This window comes from Pirellulales bacterium, assembly GCA_035533075.1.
GTDB lineage: Bacteria > Planctomycetota > Planctomycetia > Pirellulales > JAICIG01 > DASSFG01.
In genome coordinates this window covers 14,776-36,049 of record DATLUO010000049.1, presented here as the reverse complement: position 1 = coordinate 36,049, position 21,274 = coordinate 14,776, and the positions used below count along the sequence as shown (strand labels likewise).

Annotated in this window: 19 protein-coding genes; 13 read left to right on the top strand and 6 right to left on the bottom strand. The window is 62.7% G+C overall.

Annotated elements, in window-relative coordinates:
• The 9 genes from VNH11_06355 to VNH11_06315 form a co-directional block, all read left to right on the top strand.
• Positions 1 to 237: hypothetical protein (locus VNH11_06355; GenBank protein HVA45992.1), on the top strand; the 237-nt coding region annotated here is incomplete at its 5' end.
• Between the two features lie 3 nt (positions 238 to 240).
• Complete coding sequence (locus VNH11_06350; protein HVA45991.1) at positions 241 to 648, top strand: hypothetical protein; 408 nt, start codon at positions 241 to 243, stop codon at positions 646 to 648.
• A gap of 130 nt (positions 649 to 778) precedes the next feature.
• Positions 779 to 1,327: a hypothetical protein gene (locus VNH11_06345; GenBank protein ID HVA45990.1), complete on the top strand. Its 549-nt coding sequence runs from the start codon at positions 779 to 781 to the stop codon at positions 1,325 to 1,327.
• A 123-nt stretch (positions 1,328 to 1,450) separates the two neighbouring features.
• The gene (locus VNH11_06340; protein HVA45989.1) at positions 1,451 to 1,735 is read left to right on the top strand and encodes a hypothetical protein; all 285 of its coding nucleotides are present in this window, start codon (positions 1,451 to 1,453) and stop codon (positions 1,733 to 1,735) included.
• A 134-nt stretch (positions 1,736 to 1,869) separates the two neighbouring features.
• Positions 1,870 to 2,259: a DUF3467 domain-containing protein gene (locus tag VNH11_06335; protein HVA45988.1), complete on the top strand. Its 390-nt coding sequence runs from the start codon at positions 1,870 to 1,872 to the stop codon at positions 2,257 to 2,259.
• Positions 2,260 to 2,539: 280 nt separating this feature from the next.
• Positions 2,540 to 3,961, top strand: coding sequence for an HD domain-containing phosphohydrolase (locus tag VNH11_06330; protein ID HVA45987.1), 1,422 nt, complete (start codon positions 2,540 to 2,542; stop codon positions 3,959 to 3,961).
• 64 nt (positions 3,962 to 4,025) lie between these two features.
• Entirely contained in the window at positions 4,026 to 4,988 is a 963-nt protein-coding gene (locus VNH11_06325; GenBank protein ID HVA45986.1) for an HD domain-containing phosphohydrolase, read from the top strand.
• 60 nt (positions 4,989 to 5,048) lie between these two features.
• Positions 5,049 to 5,429, top strand: coding sequence for a type II toxin-antitoxin system RelE/ParE family toxin (locus VNH11_06320; GenBank protein HVA45985.1), 381 nt, complete (start codon positions 5,049 to 5,051; stop codon positions 5,427 to 5,429).
• A complete protein-coding gene (locus VNH11_06315; GenBank protein HVA45984.1) occupies positions 5,426 to 5,755 on the top strand; it encodes a helix-turn-helix transcriptional regulator in 330 nt (109 codons plus the stop codon). Before VNH11_06320 ends, VNH11_06315 begins: the two co-directional genes overlap by 4 nt.
• A gap of 67 nt (positions 5,756 to 5,822) precedes the next feature.
• On the opposite strand, the gene VNH11_06310 is transcribed toward VNH11_06315, so the two are convergent.
• Positions 5,823 to 8,642 (bottom strand): hypothetical protein, encoded by a 2,820-nt coding sequence (locus VNH11_06310; protein ID HVA45983.1) that lies wholly within the window; start codon positions 8,640 to 8,642, stop codon positions 5,823 to 5,825.
• A gap of 260 nt (positions 8,643 to 8,902) precedes the next feature.
• Between VNH11_06310 and VNH11_06305 the strand changes: the two genes are divergently transcribed.
• A complete protein-coding gene (locus tag VNH11_06305) occupies positions 8,903 to 9,361 on the top strand; it encodes a hypothetical protein (GenBank protein HVA45982.1) in 459 nt (152 codons plus the stop codon).
• Between the two features lie 677 nt (positions 9,362 to 10,038).
• Here the strand turns inward: VNH11_06305 and VNH11_06300 are convergent.
• Positions 10,039 to 10,371: a hypothetical protein gene (locus VNH11_06300; GenBank protein ID HVA45981.1), complete on the bottom strand. Its 333-nt coding sequence runs from the start codon at positions 10,369 to 10,371 to the stop codon at positions 10,039 to 10,041.
• A gap of 99 nt (positions 10,372 to 10,470) precedes the next feature.
• Positions 10,471 to 11,280, bottom strand: coding sequence for a hypothetical protein (locus VNH11_06295; GenBank protein HVA45980.1), 810 nt, complete (start codon positions 11,278 to 11,280; stop codon positions 10,471 to 10,473).
• Between the two features lie 249 nt (positions 11,281 to 11,529).
• Here VNH11_06295 and VNH11_06290 point away from each other — a divergent pair, with 249 nt between their 5' ends.
• From VNH11_06290 to cas2, 3 genes are all read left to right on the top strand, one after another.
• Positions 11,530 to 13,878: an HNH endonuclease gene (locus tag VNH11_06290; GenBank protein HVA45979.1), complete on the top strand. Its 2,349-nt coding sequence runs from the start codon at positions 11,530 to 11,532 to the stop codon at positions 13,876 to 13,878.
• 99 nt (positions 13,879 to 13,977) lie between these two features.
• On the top strand, positions 13,978 to 14,922 hold the full coding sequence (gene cas1, locus VNH11_06285; protein ID HVA45978.1) for a type II CRISPR-associated endonuclease Cas1: 945 nt from the start codon (positions 13,978 to 13,980) through the stop codon (positions 14,920 to 14,922).
• On the top strand, positions 14,910 to 15,215 hold the full coding sequence (gene cas2, locus VNH11_06280; protein ID HVA45977.1) for a CRISPR-associated endonuclease Cas2: 306 nt from the start codon (positions 14,910 to 14,912) through the stop codon (positions 15,213 to 15,215). The genes cas1 and cas2 overlap by 13 nt, the downstream gene beginning before the upstream one ends.
• 1,587 nt (positions 15,216 to 16,802) lie before the next feature.
• Here the strand turns inward: cas2 and VNH11_06275 are convergent.
• The 3 genes from VNH11_06275 to dnaN all read right to left on the bottom strand — a co-directional run bounded on the left by VNH11_06275 (position 16,803) and on the right by dnaN (position 20,991).
• Positions 16,803 to 19,247 carry a DNA gyrase subunit B gene (locus VNH11_06275; protein ID HVA45976.1) on the bottom strand — a complete coding sequence of 815 codons (2,445 nt, stop codon included), beginning with the start codon at positions 19,245 to 19,247 and terminating at the stop codon, positions 16,803 to 16,805.
• Positions 19,248 to 19,403: 156 nt separating this feature from the next.
• The gene (locus VNH11_06270; GenBank protein ID HVA45975.1) at positions 19,404 to 19,730 is read right to left on the bottom strand and encodes a DUF721 domain-containing protein; all 327 of its coding nucleotides are present in this window, start codon (positions 19,728 to 19,730) and stop codon (positions 19,404 to 19,406) included.
• Positions 19,731 to 19,866: 136 nt separating this feature from the next.
• The gene (gene dnaN, locus VNH11_06265) at positions 19,867 to 20,991 is read right to left on the bottom strand and encodes a DNA polymerase III subunit beta (GenBank protein ID HVA45974.1); all 1,125 of its coding nucleotides are present in this window, start codon (positions 20,989 to 20,991) and stop codon (positions 19,867 to 19,869) included.
• Positions 20,992 to 21,274: the final 283 nt, after the last annotated feature.

Below are 21,274 nucleotides of genomic sequence, written 5' to 3'. Positions count from 1 at the left end.
ACGCCGATTGGTAGCGGCGTGACCGAAGCGGCCTGCAAAATCGTCTTCTCGCAGCGTTTCAAATGCTCTGGCATGAAGTGGGAAGAGGAGGGCGGCGCGGCGATTCTGGCCCTGCGGCTTGCCGTCCTGAGCAAGACCTGGTCCACCGTTCGGGACCAGATGTTCGTATCATGGCAGACCGCCACCGAACAAACTCCCGGCCAGAATCGTCTCGTTCCACTTGAAATCGCCGCATAAATCATGGGACTGATGGGACCGCACCAGTTCGACTGGCCCATCGATCGTTTTCAATTCCCGTTCTTCATGGACCAGCGGGCACTGCCGCCCGCAGACCGGACAGGGTTGAGGCCCGGTCATCCGCTCCGCACGGGCGAAGGCCAGCCGTTCGGTGGTGATTTGTGCCACCGCCCTTCCCAGCTTATGCCCAGCCAACTCCATGTCCGAGAACCGGACATCTTCCTGGAGCAGCTCGCGCAGCGGAATTTCCAGTCGCTCGGCAAGGCTCACAAAGGTCTGCCACTCGTGTTCGCTGTGATCTTCGTACGGATCATTCTGTTCATCCTTGAACATGGTCGTTTCTTCTCTGGGCTTCCCAATCCGCCCAGCTCGGCGGCTAGCATACAAAAAACCTTCAAACTCTCCGATTGACATTTTCCACCGAATCCGCTCCGCGCGCAATTCCCCTTATGCACCCCGGCCCATTGCAGAATCGGTTCCGCATTGACCGACCAAGGTAGTAGCGACTATATTCCGCCGCCTTTCCCTGCTTCGGTGGACCATGGACGATATTCTCGGGCTGAAACGACGGCTGTTGCCGCGCGCGATTGCGTGCGCGGCAGCCGTGTTTTTTGTCGCGGGGATTTCCGGTTGTGCCGCCGTGAAGGCCTCTCGCCAGCCAGACAAAAAGAACCTGGGCGTGCTGCACGAAGGGACGCCGCGAGCGCAGGTGATTGCCGAACTCGGCGCACCGACCTTTACCAAACCCAAGCCCGACGGCACGGTGGAAGACGTCTTTTCGTTCAAGCAGGGCTATACGAAGCGCGCCAAAATGGGCCGGGCCTTTGTGCATGGGGCGGCCGACGTGGCAACCGGCGGGCTTTGGGAAGTCATCGGCATTCCGGCCGAGATTTGGGCCGACGGAACGGAAGTGCAGGTGCTCGTCACCTACGATTCGGACGAGCGGATCAAATACCGCCGCGTGTTCAAGGGCCAGGAGGTTTTCAAAGACCCGCGCAGCTCCACGGCACGCCGAGGCAAGCCGGCCAAGCTGGCCGCCAAGCCATCGCCACCGGCCGAGCCGCAGACCGCCAGCGGCGACAGCGATTAGCCGGCACATCCGAAAGGCCCGTCGCAGGCTGTGCAACCGGCACCTTCGTGTGCATCTTTCCTCAGCCCCGTCTCTTTTTTGCGTGCTACGTTTGGTTGGTTTTTGATCGAGGGAGGACCAACGATGGCGGAGACGGCCGGCGGTTCGGCCTGGCAACGGTATTTCCAAAACTGGCCCAAAGACGTGCCCACCCGCGGCATTGTCGTGACCAGCTTTGGCGACCAGGTGCCGTTCGACGGTTTTCTGTCGAACGACGGCATGCTGCTGCTGGAGCGAAAAACGCCCGACAACATGGGGGCCCGAAAAGTGCTCATGGCTTTTCAAGACGTGTTGGCCGTCAAGTTCGTCGACCTGATACGAGGCAGGGCGTTCGAGTCGGCGGGCTTTGCGGGGAAGCTGAAGGACTGAACCGCACCCGTTGGTCGGTGCCTACTGTGATCAGGTCGATTGTGGTATAACCACAGCAAGCCCCGACGTCGCGAGAGTTCCTACGCGGCGGGCCTTGGAGAATCAGAATTATGGCAAAATCAAAGGAGTCTTCCGTGTCGAGTGCAACTGAAAAGCAAGATGAACGCGGCCCCGAAGGGGCTTCCGGCGGCGACGCCGGCCGGGCGCAGCCCCAGGCCCAGCAGCCCCAGGCCCAGCAGGGCGTGAAGGTCGATGATTCGAAGATGATTGCGATGTACGCGAACTTCTGTCGGGTCACCGGCACGCCTGAAGAGCTGATCATCGATTTCGGATTGAATCCGCAACCGTTCGGCGTGCCCACCGAGCCGGTGGTCGTCAACCAAAGGATCGTCACCAACTTCTACACCGCCAAGCGCATGTTGCACGCCTTGCAACTCACCGTGCAGCGCCACGAGCAGGCGTTCGGCGTGTTGGAAACCGACGTGCAGAAGCGCGTGGTGCCCTCGATGCGGGGCGGACGCTAAGCGTGTACCCAGGCAAGGGCTGGAATCTGCTTTGAGCGGGCGTTTCGGCTGGACAGTGCCGGAACGCCCGTTTGTTTTTGCGCCGTGACGCGCATGGGCGCTTCCGGCACGGTCGCGCAGCGCGACATGAGCCGGTTTTTTGGCGCCAACCCTCTCGTTGGCATCCGCGGCAGCCGGCGCCGTCGGCTTTCCTAGGCAGAAGCCGGTCGCCGCCCGCGCTTGCGCCGCCATAGCCTATGTTTTTACCAGCGGAGCATCGGTTCTCAGGCAGGATGAGACGATGACCTTCTTCTGGATCGAGATCGGGCACATGCGCAGGTTGATTACCTATATCGGGGTGGGAATCGTCGCGCAGGTGGCATGCGTGGCCCTGGGGCTTTGGATGCACGACCACTTTTTGCTCCTGGCCGCGGGCCGGTCCGCCGAGGACCGGGCGGTCGACGCGCTGTCCCTGGTGGCCGGACCTTTGCTGGCCGTCAGCCGCCCGCTCGATTTGTCGAGCGATGCCGCGCTGGCCGCGGTCCAAAAGCAGTGTGCGAAGTCGCACTTGGCTGCCGGCGACGGGGTGCTGATGGTGGGTCCGAACTGGCGCGTCCGCAGCGCATTCTCAGCGGTCGGGGAGACGGCTTTGGCCCCAGGCGACGCCGTGGCCTGGACGACGGACAGTTTTTCCGCGCCGGAGACACGCGTCGATCGCGTGCAAGGCACGTTCCCCACGCCGCGAGGACCGCAATTCGCCTTGGCCTATCGCCTGCCGAAAGAAGCCGGAACGCTGATCGTCTGCCGGGCAGCCGAAAACGTGCTCATGTCTCCGGCCGATTTCCATTCGGCGGCGCCGCTGGTCGGCCTCATGACGTTCCTCTGGCTGAGCGGCCTGCTCTCGATCTGCACGTTTATGGCCGGCAAACGGCTCAGCGACGAATTGACCGACGAGCTGCAGAAGTCGGAAGAGCGCGCCGTGCGCCGCGAGCAGGCCTTGCTGCGGACGCGCGACGCGGTGATCTTCGGCTTGGCAAAACTGGCCGAATCACGCGACAGCGACACGGGCGAGCACGTCGAGCGCATCGCCCTCTACTGCCAACGGCTGTCCGCCGCTTTGCGGCGACGTCCTGAATACCGCGAAGCGATTACGCCGGGGTTCGTGCGTCTGATCGAATCGAGCTCGGTGCTGCACGACATCGGCAAAGTGGGCATCGCCGATGCCATCTTGCACAAGCCCGGTCCCCTGACCGCCGACGAGCGCCAAGAGGTGCAAAAGCACGCCGCCATCGGCGGCGAGTGTCTGGCGGAGATCGAGCGCCGGCTCGGCGCCTCGAACTTCTTGCAGATGGCCCGCGAGATCGCGCTGTGCCATCACGAACGCTGGGACGGCAACGGATACCCCAACGGAATCGGAGGCGAGGCGATTCCGCTGGCTGCCCGAATCGTGGCCATCGCCGACAACTACGACGCGCTGGTCAGCCGCCGGCCTTACAAAGAGCCGTTCCCGCACGACAAGGTCGTACACATGATCCGCAACGGGGCGGGCAAGCAGTTCGATCCGCGGCTGGTCGAAGTGTTTCTCGAAATCGAAGAAGAATTTCGCGCGATCGCCGAACAATACGCCGCGGCCGCGCGGCTTTCGCTGCGCGTCGCGACTCCGGCCGGCGAAGAGCACAACGAACCGTCCAGCCCGCGCTTGCTGGCCGCCGCGCCGGCATAAAGTATGAACCAGATATTTAGACTCTGTCCCGTAACCATCACTTCGCTATTCAAGGAAACCAGCCATGCGGCGAAAACAAGATCGTGGCCTACAGCATACGCTCGAAATCATGTTGCTGATCGTGGTGATCGGCCTGACGTGTTTGTTCTACCAGGTGCATGGATACAAGCTGGTGGTATTGAACCTGTTTTATCTGCCCGTGGTGCTCTGCGCGTTTTTCCTGGGCACCTACCGGGCGGGCATTCTGGCGGTGTTTTGCGTCACGTCGGCGTCGATTGTGACCGTGACGAACCTGTCGGGCTTCGCCAGCTTCTACTCGCCCTTGACCATCGGTCTGGTGGTCACCGTGTGGGGCGCCGTGCTGGGGCTGGTGTCCATTCTCGTGGGCACGTTGAGCGACGAACGCAAGGCGAAGACCGCCGAGCTGCACGAGGCCTATGTGGGCGTGGTCGAAGTACTGTCGCGGTATTTGCAAAGCGCCAATGACCGCTTGAAAGCCCGTTCGGTCCGCGTGGCCGAGCTGAGCCAGAAAGTGGCCGTGGCCATGCGGCTGCCGCTCAAGCTGGTCGACGACGTGCGGATCGCCGCTCTGCTGTACGACATCGGCAACGTCGAAGTGACCACGCGCGTGTTTCGCAAAGCCGTGGGCACGCTGGAGACGGATCCCGCCAAGCTCGATCAGTACACGTTCCGAGGCATCGATCTGATTCACTCCTTGGGTTCGGTGCTGAGCGGGGCCAGCCCGCTGTTGGTACACCAGGACGACGTGGGCCACGACCCGCAATCGTCCGGCGACATTCCGCTGGGCACGCGAATTATCTGGATCGCCCGTGCCTACGACGAAATGACCGCGGAGATCCAGCCCGGCCGCGGCGCCATGCCGCCGGCACAAGCCATCGAGGAGCTGCGCCGCGATCAGCAGTTCAGCCACGACCGCGAGATGATCGACGCGCTGGAACGCGTTGTCGCCAGCGGCGAATGCGGCGGCTATGATTCGTTGGAGCTGGCCGCCGAGGCGCTGGTTTGAGGACATGAGCGGCACAGAACAATCGCTTGACTCATCATCCCGCAAATGGGATAGTATCACATGGACGATCCGACTTCGGCGACGCCCATGAAGCCGTTGCGCTGGGTGGGGACATCGAAGGAAGAACTCGATGCGTTTCCGCGCGAGGCTCGTCGAGAAGCGGGTTACGCTCTCTACCTGGCGCAAATCGGTATGAAGGCGGTCAAGGCAAAGCCGCTCAAAGGCTTCGGCGGCGCAGGCGTACTGGAGGTTGTCGTCGACCATGACGGAAACACCTATCGCGCCGTTTATACCGTGAAGTTCTCGAAGATTGTCTATGTTCTGCATGCGTTTCAGAAAAAATCGAAGAAAGGGACCGCCACACCCATGACGCATCTCGCGATCATCAAGGGGCGGCTGAAACTCGCCGCGGAGCAATACCGGCAGGAATTCAAAGAATGAGCAAGGAAAGTACAGCGATCCACGAGAGTAGCGGCAACGTGTTTGCCGACCTACGGATTCCAAATCCCGAACAATACTTGGCGAAAGCCGAATTAGCGGCGAGGATCCTGAGAATTGTACAAAAACGCCGCTTGACCCAAGCAGCCACAGGTAAGATTTTGGGAATCAACCAACCCAAGGTTTCTGCCTTGCTGAATGGCCGGCTGGACGGTTTCTCGACCGACCGACTGTTCCGCTTTTTGAACGCGCTGGGCTGCGACGTGCAAATTACCGTCTCTCCTCCACGCCCGCGGGCGCAAGGCAAGGTGCGAGTCATGGCGGGCTGAATCGCTCGTTGCATTCTTCCGTCCATTCGAAGACGTCGCCCCTGGCGCGTTTTTTCGCGGGGATGTCCTACCACCGCCCTTCTACTTCCAACCATTCGAAGGGCGAGAAGTCGATCACGATGGTATCGCCCTCAACAGGCAGTTCGACGAGCCTTTCGCCGGCAAAGTCGATTTGCCGCGCGGCGGTTGGCGCCCGGAAGCAACGCAGGTGAACGCGGCCGGCTTTACCCTCGGTTTCCCACAGACGCGCGCGAAAACCAACCACGCGGTCGCCCTCGACCACGGCGTCCCAGTGGGTGGCGACCAGGTTCTTGGCGTCGATGTGAAACAGCCAGCCCGAAGCGGATTTGGGCGGCGCGTTTCGCTCCAGCGCCAGCGGAGGGTCGAGGAGCGCCAAGGCGTGCTGCGCCGGATGGGCCAGGCCGGCCCCGATCCCCAGCCGAAACCGCCGCCGCGACTCGCCGCGCACGATGAGCAGGCTGTCGAGCATGCGGTTGCCCACACGGCGATGATACGGCCAGCCGCCGGTCAGGACCGTGGCCCGCGTTTTCGCCGCGCGGACGTCGATGAAGTAGGGCGCCTCCAAGTTGCGGGCGTCGGTCGCCTGCGAAGTCAGACCCACGCTGCGGCGAAGCTCGGCCGATTCATCGCCCCAGGCAAAACGGCACGCATAATACGAGTTCCACGGATCGGCACGTGGCGGCACGTCGGTGTCGAGATCGATCTCCAGCACCGCCACCCGCGAGCCACGACACAACCCCACGCATTGCGTGAAGCCCGCGATCCGTTTGCCTTCGGGGTCGACCAGCTCGCCCTTGCTCGTGACTTCGTTGTAAGCCGGCCCGGCTGCCGTGATCTCCACGCTGCGCGCGACCATCCTCGAATAGCCGGCGTCTGCGTCGGGGTCGCGCCACACATCGCCCGGCTTCGGTTTGGGCGGCGGCAACCGAAAGGCGAGTTGCTGCGACAGAAGGTTGCCGCGCTGGTTGGCGTCGTAGACCGAGCGAATGCCGCCGGTTTCGCGACTGACCACGACTTGGACCAGATCGTTCTGGATGGCCATTTCTTTTTCGGCAGTCTTCGGTTTGCGCTTCGCCGCCGGCGCGGCGGGCGGCGCCGTTCCCTGCGGAACCCAGGCAAAGCCCATCGGCGGCAGTTCCACGACGACCTGCGTCGCATCGCTCGCCGTTTGAGACGTCACGACCGGTCCACCTGTGGCGGGAAGCAGTTCCGACGGCGGGAGGCGCAACACTTCTCGCCTGGCGAAGGGCTGGGCATTGAACAGAAGATGACCGGGCGACGCGGTGGCGCCCGACAGTTTTTCGGCCAGTGCGGCGGCGGCCAACTCAGCGTGGGGCGGCCTTCCTAGGCCGTCGTTAGGCTCAGACGGCCTGGGAAGGCCGCCCCACGGACCGACGGCCTCCAAATCGATCTGTGGGCCCACGCGGGAGCCGGCCAGCATGTCGGCCAAGGCCGCCACGGCGCGCGCGCTTTCGCACCGCGCTCGGCCCGCATGGCGATCGGCGATGCGCGACAGCGGATTCGCCTCTTCGCGGATGATTGCCTGCCGCAAGTAAGGTGCTCGATATTGATCGGCCCGAAACTTGGTCAGCTCGCCCGGCCGGTCCGTCCTTTGAAAATAGTCGTCGAGCGTGGCAAACCTGCCCAGCGCGGGCGCGTAGGCCGCCATGCGACGCAGATCGCCAAAAAAGAGGTTGGTTTGCCCAGGCCAATGCGCAAACACGAGCGTCGCCACGTGGTCCATGTCCATCGTCTCGCCCATCTTTCGCGAATAGCCGAGCACGCTTTCGGCTTTACTGGCGTCGAGCGGCAAGCGGCTGAGCGCGTCGATGCTGCTGGCGTCGAGACCTTCCCAGCGGGTCTTGCACTGGCCGCTGTGAGGAAACTGCCCTTCATCGAGCGTGAAGTGCAAGGCGCCCGTGAAGCCCGCGGAATTCAGCAGTGCGGGAAGCAGCGGCGACAATCCAAATCGACGCCGGCCATAGACCCGCGGCCGCGATTGCAACACACGCTGGTAGACGGCCAGACCGCGCTCGAACTCGTGCCGCACCGCTTCGATCGGCAGCACCGGCACTTCGTCTTCCAGGTACTCGCCGCCCACCAACGACACGCTTTTTCGCTCCAAGGCCTCGCGCAGTGCGGCCAGCGTCTCCGGCTGCTGCTCGGCCAGCCGTTCGACAAGCTCGCCCGAAATGAGCAGACTTTTGGGCACCGGGTCGGCCAGCTCCTGCCGCAGGTTCGCTCCCAGCGTGGTGGGCGCGACCAGCACCAGGTCGATCAAATAGGCCTCGACGGGATAAAACCGCTCGCGGGCCTCCGTCAGCACTTCAAAGCACGCACGGAGCTTTTCACGGGCATCGTCATGGCGCCGCTCGCAGGCCGCCGTCGCCGCCGCCACCGCTTGATTGCGCAGATGGATCTCGTCGATGTTGCTCATGTACCGCATCTGCCGTGTCAGCAGCTCGACGAGCAGGTAGCACACGCCCAGTGCCAAGAAATCGGCGGTCAGCTCTCGATCGACCTGGGGCGCGTCGGGCAGCCTGGCCAACGCCGCGGCCACGATCTGGTCTCGCTCGCGCGTCTTGCGCACCACGCACGCCCGTTCGTCGTGCGCGCGGCTGGTCCAGCCGGCGATCAACAGCGGCTCGCTGGGGGCGGGCACCACGAACAGCCGGTCGGCCACTTCGTCGGGCGGGCTGTCGGCCCGATACCAGGTCGGCAACCGCCCCGCGTCGGCCAGCAAAACCGGGTGCCAGAGGGCCGACCAGGCGGCCAGCAGCCCTTCGGCGTCGGGGCCTTCCTGATAGACCGGAAAGTCTTCCAGGCTGTGGCAGGGCAGCAGGATGGCAAGTTCCAAGTAAGACATTGGGGGGCGTTGTTCGAAGCTGAGTGTGAATTGCCCAGTGTAAGGCTTTCAGCGGTCCGGTTAAACCGCCATGTCGCGTCACTCCCGCTCGATTCTTGCCAGGTCCCGACGCGGCGACGCCCAACGACACCGCAGACGGCGAAAGGCGTTCGGCGGCAAAAAGCCGGAGGTGTCGTTGACTTTTGGACGTCCGAACGCCACAAAATACGGGCATGATGCCGCGCCGTTTGCGGCGTTGGGCTTTCGGGACGGTGTGCGGAATGCCGAAGCGGATCAACCAGCAGCAGCGCGACGCGGTACTCCAGATGCGTGCCGAGGGGCATGATCGCGATTCCATCGCCGCCGCGGGAATCAGGATCTCTTCGCCTTCGCCGAGAGAGGAAGACGCCGATGTGGATGGTCGCGGAGACGGCAGCCGCACCTACAATCGCGATGAGCACAACCGAGGACGGTTATGCTACGGCGGCGCGGGCGTGCGGTTTCCCTTCTTGCCGGCCCGACTCCGCGATCTGGCCGACCTGGCCTGCGGAGCGTCGGTCGACGACGAGGCAAACGTTCCGCTGTTGTTCGAAGAGCGCTGCGCCGACGCCTTTCGCAGCCTGGGTTTCGTGGTGAAAGAACTGGGGCAAGGCTGCGGCCGGTCGGCCGCTGCCGGGCATTGGCCCCGGCCGACCGACCTTGGCTGGCCGCTCGTGGCAGGGCCCCGCGCCGGCGCATGAAAAAAGCCGCCCTGGTTTCCCATGGCGGGTCAAATAGCTACGTAGGCCGTGGACCGCAGACGGCGGGACGCAGGAGCGTGCTCCGCCGCTTGGCATGGCATTCCGGACAATGGTTGCAGCCACTCGGAAGGCGCGTTAATCTGCAGCGGCAACAAAAAAGCCGCAGGCCGTTTGTGCGGGCTGCGGCGGTCGCCGTAAGGCGGTGCCTGCGATTTACTCTTGTTGCGTAAAACCGCAGGACGGGATTGGTTACACGGAGGAACAGGATAAATGTCACGGACGGCTTCGTCAAGGGTCTCGCGCTCGGTTTTCACATGCCTACCTACCTCGGCTTCGACATTGGTTCCAACTCCGTCGGCTCCGTGTGGACCGATACAGACAGCGGCGAAATCACCGCGGGAGTTTCGATCTTCCCTGCCGGCGTTGACGAGTCGGACGACAAGCGCGGTGATCCGAAGAACGCCAAGCGCCGCATGACACGGCGGACGCGAATCACGCTACGGCGGCGGGCCACGCGAAAACGCGAGTTGCGGTTGAAGCTCATCGAGGTGGGCCTGTTGCCACCCACCTCTGAGGAATTCAAGCGGCTGTTGGAAACCACGGACCCTTGGGAACTGCGGCGCAGAGGTCTGGCTGAGCCGCTGACGGCACATCAGTTTGGTCGCGTACTCCTGCACCTAGCGCAGCGTCGCGGCGCGCTCGGACTCAAACTCGCCGAACCCGACGAAACCGATGACGGTGACAGCGGCGATGACGGAAAAGTGAAGGCCGCCATCAACGAAGTGCGCGCAAAAATGCGAGATCTGAACGTGGGGACGTTCGGCGAATTCATCGCCGCAATTCGGGCCCAGCGCGTGACCGCCATTACCACACCGGACCGGCGACCAACCGATAAGCGCAAAGGCCCACGTGAGTTTCGCGCGGCGGTCCGCAATAAACCAGGCATCTATGAGCACTGCGCCGACCGCGAAATGATCCGCGATGAATTCCGCCGGCTTTGGGATAAGCAAAAGTCGCTCGCCGGCGAGCCGGCGCCGCTGCTCACGGATGAACTGCGCCGGACGCTCGACGACGAATCAGGCGACGCGATTTGGCGTCATCGCGGTTTACTATTCGGCCAGCGCCGGGCGTCGTGGGATCTTGGCACCTTGGGGCGCTGCGTTCTCGAGCCCACGGAACGCTGCGCCCCGCACGCTGACATGTACGCCTCGTGCTACCTCGTCATTGAGACAGTAAACAATCTTAAGATCATTGAACGCGGCAAGCCGCCGCGGCCGCTCACGGTCGAGGAACGCGAGAAAATCAGGGCCTACTTGAGCGGGCCGCTCGGCATGGAAAAGCCCAAGAAAACCAAGAAGGCAAACGGTTCGGCGGCCGAGCGCCCGAAAACGAAAGTCACGGTGAGCGATCTGCGGCGGCTCATGGGCACCGCGGATGAAGGCTGGGGCGAACGGTTCAGCAAGCACAGCCAATTTCGCTTCAACATCGAGGCCGATGAAAACCGCGAGATTAACACCGACTGGTTCAGCCGCGAGATCGTCCACGGCGCGGTAACGCTCGACAAATGGTCGGCAATGCGGGCGAACGTCCGCGAGGGAATCAATCGCGCAATCCTGAAATTCGATCCCGAGCAAGAGGGTGCGGCGGAGCGTTTGAAAAGCGGCGTGATGACGTGGGCCGCGCTTTCCGAAACTCAGGCGGATGCGCTCGTCGCCGCCTGGAAACGCCGGCCCAAGCTCGATGCCAAGCGACTGAAAATGAGTCGCCGCGCTGTCTGCAAAATCCTTCCTTACATGGATGAGGCGTTTACGGAAGTGGATGGCCAGGACGGGCAGATTCCAGTTCGTTGGCGGAAAGACACCGCTTTCGACCCCGCCCGACATCGCTGGATGACACAGATCGAGGCCCGAAAGGCTCATGCTCAGGCCGTCAAGCGAAAGCTCACAGAGGCGCTGCTGGAGGAAGGGCTATCGTCTTCAGAAGCGCACGAGAACGCTGAAAATTCGCCTGAATTCAAACGCTATGCCACGGGCGCCAAGGGCGCCACAGCGAGGGACCGCCATTACTTGGCCAAACACGTCCTGTACCACAACGGTGAGCCGGTGCTCGATTGCGACGGCAAGCCGCTTGCCGAGCCGCCGCCCGCCCCGCTTCTCAGCAATCCGGTCGTGCGGAAAGCGATCCACGAGGTGCGGCGGCACCTGGTCGAGTATATGGTGACCTTTCGCAGGCGGCCCGACTACGTGTTTATCGAGTTGGCCCGCGAAGCACGGATGGGGAAAAAAGACGCCGACCGGCTGCTGTTCAAGAACCGCCTACGGAATCGAATTCGGAATGACATCCTCGAGGAGTTCAATCTTCACTCCGTGAGCGCGACGCAGCAGCGCGCGGCGGTCGACCGCGTTGTACTGGCCGTCCAGCAAGGTTGCATTTGCCCGCTATGCGGAAAGCGGATCGGCCCCGACGGGAACGATGGCCTGACGCTCCGCAAGGCGGCCATCGGCGAAGGATGCGAAGTCGCTCACATCATCCCACGCGCTAGCGGCGGTCACAACGGCCTTGGCAACATCGTCCTCGCACATACCAAGTGCAACCGCGAGATGGAGCGGCGCACGCCGCGTCAATTTTGGGAGTTGACGCTCCCAGGAGGTTTCGCCGAAGGCATTGCTTGGGCTGAAAAAATGTATGCCGACGTCGAACGCCCCAAGGCTTCCGACATGAAAAACGCCAACGGCATGGCTCTTTGGTCGTGCTATTTCAGGGCCTGGGATGACAAGGCGAAGCTCGATCAGTTCAAAAAGGAAGTGAAGGACATCCGGGAAATGACCGCGCGGCAGGAGGCGGCGACGAAATACGCCACGCGCCAGGTGATGGCCTACCTGGCCGACGCCATTTACGACGGAAAGGGCTTGCCGGAGCGGGGCGGGGAGCGGCGCATTTTCACGACCGACGGCATCTGGACCAGCCGCCTGCGGCGCGAGTGGGGGCTGTTCTTCGATCGCCATGACAAAAAGCGGAAGGGACTCACCACCGAGCAAGAACAACAGCGCAGGGAAAAGGACCGAGGCGATCATCGGCATCATGCGATCGACGCGGTTGTCATTGCACTGACGACGGAACAGGTTCGCGCCGACTGGGACAAGCGCGAGATGAGGGCCGACGTCGAGGGAGTCAACACGGCCGACGAGCAGCAAATGGAGAATTACCGCCGCGCCCATCCCATCTCGCCGCCGCGGCCTTTCAATACCGGCGACAAATTGCGCGAGGCGGTCGAGGACGCGGTGTTTGGCGACGGCCCGGTGGAGCGGCCAGTCTGTCACCGCCATGTGAAGCGCAAGCTCATCGGCGCGCTGCATAAAGCAACGCAGTATGGACCCGTGGTCGATGTTTGGAAGCAAAACGGAACAGTCCATTGTGAGCTCGTCAAGACGCGTGTAACCGTACGCCAGGCAGTCATTGGCGAGGCACCAACGGACTTCCTAAAGCCGACGCATCTACGTCTACCCCGTGAAGAGAGCGATGACGAGGCGATCGAGCGACTGGCACGGCGATTTCGCGTCGGCAAGAAGAGGCTGTCTGCGCCGGAGGCGGAAAAGGCGGCTCGTCGATTCATAAAGTCAAATGCCTTTACCAGAAGAATTGTTGATCCAAAGCCTGAAAAAGGTGGAATCGTGCGCGACCCCGGTCTGCGACGCCTACTACGAAGGCGGATTGAGCAACGTGGGCTGAACCCTGATTCATTCACAAAGGTCGAACTGAAACGGTCTATCGATCTTCACGGGCCGCTTACGCAGGATAGCGGCGTACCCATCCATAGCGTCGTTCTACTGTGGAGCAACAACGACCCAGTAACCGTTGGCCGCGATCACTGTGATTATGCGACCGGGAAACGTCGGAAGCTCGATGATCCAACGTCGATACGCCTTTACGACGGCCAAAATAATCATCACATTGAGGTTCGCGTCCGTGCGAACAAGAAAGGAGTCGAGGTTTGGAAAGGTGAGGTCGTTTCCGCGTTCGAGGCCGCGCAGCGCAAGCTCGCCAAACTGCGCGCGGTACGAAAGGCCGATATTCCAAAACCGACGGATTTTCGCAAGCTCTCGAAAGCCGAGCGGGCCAAGTACCGCCCGCTGCTGCGGGAGATCGAGTCGGCCCATCCGCTTGTGGACCGGTCCGACAACGAGAAGGACGGGCGGTTTGTGATGAGCCTCTGCGAGGGCGAGATGCTGATGATGAAGGGCAAGCCCGCGAAGAAAGGTGAGCCGCCCGGGCCGGTCGGCTACTTCGTCGTTGCTAAACTCGACAAGCCCAACGGCATTGTGCTGGTGCCCCATTGGGACGCCCGTGCGGCCGGTGAGCGCAAGGACGCCGAGGGAAAAAAAGTGCCGAATTCAAAGCGCGAACAATTCACGGCGACGCCGAGCGACCTGAAGGAATTGGCGCCGCCCGGCAAGCCCCACGCCGCGAAGGTCCGGGTCAGCCCGCTCGGCAAAATTGCGGAGCTCGTGAGGGATTGAGACTGGAATTCCGCTTCGACGCTAATTAGCGTTAAGTAGTAGGAAGAACCGCGATCGTGACACGGATGGTAATTGGCTGCCGCCCGTGAGAACCGCCGCGTGATTAAACGCACCATCGAAGTCTCCCGCGAACCCGCGCACCTCTGCGTGCGGCTCAATCAGCTCACGCTCAAGCGCGGCGACGAAACGGTCGGCAGCATCCCCTGCGAAGACATCGGCGTGGTGGTCGTCGACCACCCGCAGGCCACCTATACGCACGCCGCGCTGGCCTCGCTGGCGCAGGCCGACGCCACGCTGGTGATCTGTGGCCGCGACCACTTGCCGGTCGCCATGCTGGTGCCGCTGGCGGACCACAGCCAAGTGGTATGGCGCGTGCGCGAACAAATCGAGGCGGGCAAACCCCTCTGCAAACGCTTGTGGCGGCAGATCGTGCAGGCAAAAATCCGCGCTCAGGCGGCCAATCTCGCCGCCGACTCGCCCTCGCACCGCAGGCTGCTGCAGCTCGCCAGCGAAGTGCGCTCCGGCGATTCGACGAACCGCGAGGCACAAGCCGCCAAGACCTATTGGTCGGCCTGGCTGACGGAGGCGCCCGACGATCGGCGCGCCGATTTCGCCACCTTCCGCCGCGATCCCGACGGCGGCGGTGCCAACGCGCTTCTAAACTACGGCTATGCCGTGATGCGCGCGGCGGTGGCACGGGCGCTCGTGGCCGCGGGACTGCTCCCCTCGCTGGGCCTGCACCATTCGCACCGTGCGAATGCCTTTTGCCTGGCCGACGACTTGCTGGAACCGTTGCGCCCCGTCGTCGACGAGCGCGTGCGGCAGTTGCTCGTGGCCGGGCAGAACGAACTCGATCAGCCGACGAAGGCCGCGCTGTTGGAATTGCTGGCCGTCCCCACGGAAACCGACGAGGGCCGAGGCCCCCTGCTGGTCGCCCTGCACCGCTACGCGGCGTCGTTGGTGCAGTGCTTTCAAGGCGCGGCACGCCGATTGGAGATTCCCCGGCCATGCGAATCAGCGGATACCGATGCATGTGGGTCGTGACGATGTTCGACCTGCCCGTCGACACCAAGCGTGCCCGAAAGGAGTACGCGCGCTTCCGCAAATTGCTGCTGGAAGACGGCTTTACAATGATGCAGTTTTCGGTCTATTTGAGGCATTGCCCGAGCGAGGAGAATGCGGCGATCCACATTCAGCGCGTCGAGCGCGGAGTGCCCCCTGATGGCGAAGTCCGGATCATCACCATTACCGACAAGCAGTTCGAGCGGATGCGCATTTTTTGGGGGAAAATGCGCCGTCCGGTCGAACTGCCCGGCGATCAACTCGAACTTTTCTGACGCCCCAACGGCCGCAAGGTCATGTCAATTGCCGACTTCCGGGCGGGAGAGTGTAACCAATCCCGGCCTGCGAGCAATCCGCAACAGAGGCGGAGTAGTCGGCGGTTCGATGTCGACGCTGAAGGTTTTAGATGAAGCTTGGCGTAATCCTAGCCCACGCGACCGCCGCCGTCCACTCCGCGATACGAAATCGCGGAAGCCGAGACGGCGCCAAGGGCCGCGCAGACTGCGTCGCGAGCGGGATCGACGGAACCGAGCGGCGACAAGCTTCCTGGCCGACGGCGCCTGCCCGTATACTGAGCCGCCGCTTCCGCGCCGCCGCCCGCCGTCTCGTTTGTGCAAATTTGCAATAACGAGGATTTCTCGGGGGTTTTCGCTGCGGCGTAGCTAACCGGTGGGGTGTCGCCACGCCGCTTTACCTGGCGGACATGCAACTGCGCAGTTGGCTGCCCGATGCGCCACAAGCCAGCGGCCGGCTAAAGTCAGCAGACAAGATCCCATGAAAGGCGGCGGACGCAAGCGTGCAAGCTCTCGGCGCCACGGAGATTGGCGAACGGGGAACCACCGCCAAGCCCGCTCTTCTGGGGTATACCATGCCTAAATCCGCCGTGTTTTGCGGCTCGTGCAAATTTGCAATAGCCGTGGCGGACCGGCCAAATCCGCACTGTTTAACGGTGAGCGCAGCGCTCACCGTTGGCCGGTCGTGGCGGGCCGCTCGTCGCGCGGATCGCCATGCTCACTTTGCACATCCCAAGCCAGCCGGCGGGTAAAAGGAGGGAAGCTTTTAGGCCGACGAACCGTGGCAATCGGTCTCTGGCGTTCAATCACCGCTCCAGCGGGGCAAGCCTGGATGGTGGCGAGCGCAACAGATTCCGCGTCAGCTTTGGGCGTTTTTTTTGACGGCCGAAATCGACGATTTTGCGCAGTCCAACGGACCGTGCCCCAAGGCCGCGAACCAACCCCCCTGCTTCGGATTTCAACAAAGAGGAACCGGCCCATGAATGACCCTCCCGTGAAAAAACCGCGACGAAACGGCGGCCCCGCCGCCAAAGACCACGGCGCCGCGGGCCCCGGCGCGCCGAAGAGGCCGATGTGGATGGTCGCGGAGATGGCAGCCGCACCTACAACCGTGATGATCACAACCGAGGACGGTTATGCTACGGCGGCGCGGGCGTGCGGTTTCCCTTCTTGCCGGCCGCATTGTGCGACCTGGCGGATCTGGCGCGGGGTGTGCGGAACGCCACGGAGCGGAACGCCACAGAGGGCGTTCCCTACAGAGCGGCCGACGGTGACAAACCGGTCCCGCTGTTGTTCGAAGAGCGCACGGCCGACGCCTTTCGCAGCCTGGGCTTCGTGGTGAAGGAACTGGGGCAAGGCTGCGGCCGCACGGCCGATTGCCTGGCATTGGCCCCTCCACCGAAAAGCCCTGAGGATGCACTCTACTGCCAAGCCGGACGCGTACATCGAAAACGCGTAGCTATCGCCAGCGCGATACAGACGCCGAGCTTGATGAATTCGCTCGATCGACGCATTGAAATAGTGCTCCGCGTTGATCTGCATGTACCGAATCCTTTCGGCCGTCCGACCCTACACATCCAAATTTCGCACTTCCAGCGCGTGCTTTTCGATAAACTCGCGGCGGGGCTCGACTTTGTCGCCCATCAGGATGCGAAACAGGTCGTCGGCGGCGCTGGCGTCGTCCATGCGGACTTGCGACATCGTGCGATAGTCGGGGTGCAAGGTCGTGTCGCGCAGCTCCTCGGCGTTCATCTCGCCCAGGCCCTTGAAACGAGTCACCTGCAGACCCTTCTCGCCGGCCGCACGCACCGCCGACAACAGACCGCGCAAGTCTTCCAGCCCGGTCTCGTTCTCGCCGCGGCGAAGCTTGTAACGCGACTCTTGAATGCCCGTCCGCTGTTGAGGAATCAAAGCTTGAATATCAAAACCCATTTTTGCCAGCTCGGCCACCTGGTTGTTGAGCGAACGGACTTCGTGCAATTCCACAATCGTCAACCGCTGGGCCGCGTGGCCGTTGGTGGCGGGCGTGCCGGCCGGATGGTCGGTCACCGCCAGTTCCGTGCCCGTCTGCGCTTCTTGCTCGGCCACGAACTTATCCAGCTCTTCGCGCGTGGTGAACCAACGCTCTTGCGTGCCCACGAACACATGATAGACCGGCAACCGCTTGGTGGCGGCGTCCTGCCGCGCCGCGTGCTGGCGCAAGCTGATGCCGCGCCGCTCCAGAGCGATGATCGATTCTTCCATCGCCGACAAGATCGTGCAGAGCCGCTTGATCTCGTCGCCCTCGATCGGCCGGCCGTTGCCGGGGTCGAACACGCACTCGGCCAGACCCATCTCCAACAGATGATTCTTCATCTCCTCTTCGGTTTGCACGTAGTACGATTTCTTCTTGGATCGCACGCGGAACAAAGGCGGCTGAGCGACGTAGATGAAGCCGCCCGCCACCAACGGGTACATCTGCCGATAAAAAAACGTGAGCAGGAGCGTGCGGATGTGCGAGCCGTCGATGTCGGCGTCGGTCATGATCACGATCTTGTTGTAGCGCCGCTTGGAAAGGTCGATCTCTTCGCCGATGCCGACGCCGATGGCCGAGATCATGCTGCGGACCTCCTCGTTGGCCAGCACCTTGTCTTCGCGGCTCTTGAAGGCGTTGATGATTTTGCCGCGCAACGGCAGGATGGCCTGATACTCGCGCAGCCGGCCGCCCTCGGCGCTGCCGCCGGCCGAATCGCCCTCGACCAGGTACAACTCGCACTTTTCGACTTCGCGGCTGGTACAGTCGCGGAGCTTGCCCGGCAGCCCGCCGCCCGACAGCGCCCCCTTGCGCTCGCGGACCATCTGGCGGGCCTTGCGGGCACTCTCGCGGGCCTCGGCCGCCAACAGGCCCTTTTGAGCGATGACCTTGGCCACCTTGGGGTTTTCTTCCAGGAAGCGGCCGAGAAAGTCGCCCACCGCCGAGGTGACGATGCCTTCGACTTCGCTGTTGCCGAGCTTGGTCTTGGTCTGGCCCTCGAACTGCGGTTCGGGCACGCGCAGCGAAATCACCGCGGTCAGCCCTTCGCGAAAATCGTCGCCGCTGGGCACGAGATCCTTGAACAGGTTTTCCTTTTTGCCGTAGCTGTTGATCGTGCGGGTGAGGGCGGAACGGAAGCCCGAAACGTGCGTGCCGCCCTCGATGGTGTTGATGTTGTTGACGAAGCTGGAAGTGTTCTCGGTATATTCGCTCGAATACTGCATGGCGACTTCCAGCCCGACGCCCTCGAATTCGCCGGCGATGTAAATCACGTCGGGGTGGGCCGGCTCGGTGGCGCGGTTCAGGTGCTCGACGAACTCGATGATGCCGCGTTCGTACTGGAAGGTTTCGCCTTCGTTGGTGCGATTGTCGCGGAAGACGATTTTCACGCCGCGGTTGAGAAACGCCAGTTCTTGCAGCCGTTTGTGCAGCGTGTTGTAGTTGAACTTGGTGACGGGAAAAATCAGCGGGTCGGGCTTGAAGGTGGTCTTCGTGCCGCGTTTGTCGGTGGTGCCGATGCGGCGGACCTCGGCCATCGGCACGCCCCGCTCGTACTCCTGCTGATAGACGTGCCCGCCGCGGCGGACCTCCACTTCGCACCATTCGGAAAGGAAGTTGACCACCGTCACGCCCACGCCGTGCAAGCCGCCGGAGGTCTGATAGGCCCCTTTGCTGAACTTGCCGCCGAACTTGAGCACGCACATCACGCCTTGCAAAGTCGAGACGCCCAGGTCCGGATGGACCTCGACCGGGATGCCGCGGCCGTCGTCTTCGACGGTCACCGAACCGTCGGTGTTGATGATGACGCTGATGTTCTTGGCGTGGCCGGCCATGGCCTCGTCGATCGAGTTGTCGACCACTTCATAGACCAAATGGTGCAGGCCGCGGACGGTGGTGTCGCCGATATACATGCTGGGCCGCTCGCGGACGTGCTCCAGGTCGCTGAGGTGCTCGAGTTGCTCGGCGCCGTAGTCGCCCTCGATCTTGCGATACTCCGGCATTTCGGGCGAGCTGCCCGCCGGCGGAAGGTTCGGGCGGGGCTGGGGCAAGTTGGTGGGAGTTTCGTCTGGCATGGTTTCCTCGGTAGCCGATTCTGGATTTTCGATTTTGGATTTTGGATTGGTGGCAATCGAAAATCCAAAATCCAAAATCCAAAATCATTCGATCGGGCCGACACGCAGCCGTAGCTTGTCGATTCGCTCGTCGGGCAACAGGCGGGAAAGTCGCCCCAGGATGGTTTGTTTTTGAAACGTCAATTCTTGCAACAACACCGAGTTGGCCACCGTCACTTCCAGCGCCCCGCGCCGCACCACGCCCACGCGCGTCTGCCGGGCCAGCAGTTCGCCGGCCGCCTCGCGCCAGGCCGCATCGTAGTTGGCCGAGGCCTGTTGGCGAGCGTAGCCGCGGCGGGCCATCAACTCGGCCAGCACGTCGCCCACTTTTTGCGGCCGCCGCGGGCCGGTTGGTTTTGGTTTGAAAGTCATCGGGTACGGTTCTTCTGTAGGGAACGGACTCCGTGCCGTTCCGCGGACTCCGTGCCGTTCCGCGACCTGCCAATCGGCGATCCACTTTCGATTCACGGAACGGCACGGAGTCCGTTCCCTACAGAGTCCGCCTCTCCTACCTTTCCCGCGCCAGCGGCATGATCACGTAGCCGTAGCCGTCGTCGGTATGGCAAACCGCGGCACTCTCGGCGTCCTTCAACTCCAAGGTGAAATTCTTTTCGGGATCGAGCACTTTCAAAAAATCGTTCATGTAACGCGGATCGAGCGTGATGGTGATCGAGCTGCCGTCGTAGGCGATCGGCAGCTCGACGCGCGACTGCCCGACCCTCGCCGAACGGCCGGCCAGCACCAGCTTGCCGTCGCCAAAGGTGAAGTCGACGCCGCGGCTCTCTTCGTCGGTGACGATGGCCGCCTGCCGTACCGCGGAATAAAACGGCCCAACGACCATCTCGATCTTGGTGGCGTCGGGACGGCGCGGAAACACGTCGCGCCATTTCGGAAAGCGACCTTCGACCAGCCGCGAATAGATCGTGGCCCGTGCCGTCTTCACCAGCACGTCGTTGGCCCGCGTGGCGATCTGCACCTCGGCCTCGCCGTCGGCCAACGCCCGCTCGATGAAGTGCATGGCGCGGGTGGGAATGATCGTCATGTTGTCGCCGGTGAGGTGCCCGCCCACCGATCGGGCCGGGGCCTCCATCATCGCCAGGCGGCGGCCATCGGTGCCGACGGCGGTGATCTTGTCGGCCGTCAGCTCGACCAGCACGCCGCCCAAAGCGTAGCGGCTGCTCTCCACATCGGTGGCGAACACCGTGCGGCGGATGATCTCGCGGAACAGACGGCCGGGCAACTCGTGGTATTTCGATTCGTTGAATTGAGCGACGGCGGGAAACTCATCGGGGTTCTCGGCAGGCAGGCGGAACTCGCTACGGTCGCCGCGGACAATCGTGCCCTGCCCGTCGGTCTCCAGCCGCAACTGGGCGTCGGACGACTCACGCAAGATGGAACCGAAGCGGGCGATAGGCAGAATGGCGCTCCCCTCCGCATCGACGTGGATGCCGGGCGAGTTCACGCGGACGCCCACTTCCAGGTCGGTGGCCATCATCGTGCCGATGGTCTCGCCGCTGCCGCTGACCTCGAACTTGACGTTCTGCAAGATGGGCTTGGGACTGCGGGCAGGGGCCGCAGCACTGGCGGTTTGAAAAGAGGCTAAAAGCTTTTCGCGATCACAAACGACTTTCATCGGGGTTTCACTTCCTTGGTGCTTTGTCGGCCGGCCCGAATCAACGAGCGGGCGGAGCGGGGTAATTGATTAGGTAGATATCTTTTACAGCAGTAACAGTAATCCGCGAGGCGGTAATGTCAGTTTCGTGGTGCGGGCGTTTGCAGGTCGTTTCAACAAGCGGATTTAGGTGCTGTTAGGCTGGTGTGCAAAAGCGGTTCGTGGGCTGTTCGCGTTGCGTTAGCCATTGTTTAGCGTCAAACAGTCGTTTTGAGGGCCAAGCTGGTCGGTGTCGACAAATCGG

What these genes read in the sequence shown, in the direction of transcription:
- VNH11_06275 (HVA45976.1), bottom strand. Translation starts at nt 19,247, where the DNA reads ATGCCGGAGTATCGCAAGATCGAGGGCGACTACGGCGCCGAGCAACTC.
- VNH11_06315 (HVA45984.1), top strand. Translation starts at nt 5,426, where the DNA reads ATGAGCAAGGAAAGTACAGCGATCCACGAGAGTAGCGGCAACGTGTTT.
- VNH11_06350 (HVA45991.1), top strand. Translation starts at nt 241, where the DNA reads ATGGGACTGATGGGACCGCACCAGTTCGACTGGCCCATCGATCGTTTT.
- cas2 (HVA45977.1), top strand. Translation starts at nt 14,910, where the DNA reads ATGTGGGTCGTGACGATGTTCGACCTGCCCGTCGACACCAAGCGTGCC.
- VNH11_06340 (HVA45989.1), top strand. Translation starts at nt 1,451, where the DNA reads ATGGCGGAGACGGCCGGCGGTTCGGCCTGGCAACGGTATTTCCAAAAC.
- VNH11_06295 (HVA45980.1), bottom strand. Translation starts at nt 11,280, where the DNA reads ATGAGCCTTTCGGGCCTCGATCTGTGTCATCCAGCGATGTCGGGCGGG.
- dnaN (HVA45974.1), bottom strand. Translation starts at nt 20,991, where the DNA reads ATGAAAGTCGTTTGTGATCGCGAAAAGCTTTTAGCCTCTTTTCAAACC.
- VNH11_06320 (HVA45985.1), top strand. Translation starts at nt 5,049, where the DNA reads ATGGACGATCCGACTTCGGCGACGCCCATGAAGCCGTTGCGCTGGGTG.
- VNH11_06310 (HVA45983.1), bottom strand. Translation starts at nt 8,642, where the DNA reads ATGTCTTACTTGGAACTTGCCATCCTGCTGCCCTGCCACAGCCTGGAA.
- VNH11_06305 (HVA45982.1), top strand. Translation starts at nt 8,903, where the DNA reads ATGCCGAAGCGGATCAACCAGCAGCAGCGCGACGCGGTACTCCAGATG.
- VNH11_06330 (HVA45987.1), top strand. Translation starts at nt 2,540, where the DNA reads ATGACCTTCTTCTGGATCGAGATCGGGCACATGCGCAGGTTGATTACC.
- VNH11_06325 (HVA45986.1), top strand. Translation starts at nt 4,026, where the DNA reads ATGCGGCGAAAACAAGATCGTGGCCTACAGCATACGCTCGAAATCATG.
- VNH11_06270 (HVA45975.1), bottom strand. Translation starts at nt 19,730, where the DNA reads ATGACTTTCAAACCAAAACCAACCGGCCCGCGGCGGCCGCAAAAAGTG.
- VNH11_06345 (HVA45990.1), top strand. Translation starts at nt 779, where the DNA reads ATGGACGATATTCTCGGGCTGAAACGACGGCTGTTGCCGCGCGCGATT.